The organism is Stenotrophomonas sp. INTA L402-1, from assembly GCF_059295135.1.
In genome coordinates, this window is the sequence record NZ_JCAFWP010000255.1 from 1 (window position 1) to 517 (window position 517).

Annotated in this window: 1 pseudogene; it reads left to right on the forward strand. The window is 52.6% G+C overall.

What is annotated here, in order from left to right:
• Positions 1-213: 213 nt before the first annotated feature.
• A pseudogene (locus tag AC5O77_RS22655) lies at positions 214-517 on the forward strand (chemotaxis protein CheR); the annotation flags it as partial.

The window sequence follows — 517 nt, forward strand, 5'->3', positions numbered from 1 at the left end:
CGGCATGTCTTTTGGGCATTTCGCGACGATTTGCAACGACTGAATCAGGCCGACCATCTTTCGTCGCGTGTGGCGGTATTTACCCTTGAAGAACATGAAGTAGCACGACATGAGTCGGCGCAGTTACAAATTGCGCCAGTGGTATCCTGAAGTGATTGAGAAGGCGCTATGACTTCATCTCTGCCCTGTGGGCAAACGTCTTTATTGTTACAGATGACCGAGCGCCTGGCGCTTTCCGACGCGCATTTTCGGCGGATAAGTCAATTGATCTATCAACGAGCCGGGATCGTTCTGGCTGACCATAAACGCGACATGGTTTACAACCGACTGGTTCGTCGTTTGCGTGCGCTGGGACTGGCGGATTTCGGTCATTACCTGAACTTGCTGGAATCTAATCAGCACAGCGGTGAGTGGCAGGCGTTTATCAATTCGCTGACCACGAATCTGACGGCATTTTTCCGTGAGGCACACCATTTTCCTCTGCTCGCGGATCACGCACGTCGCCGTTCTGGCGAGT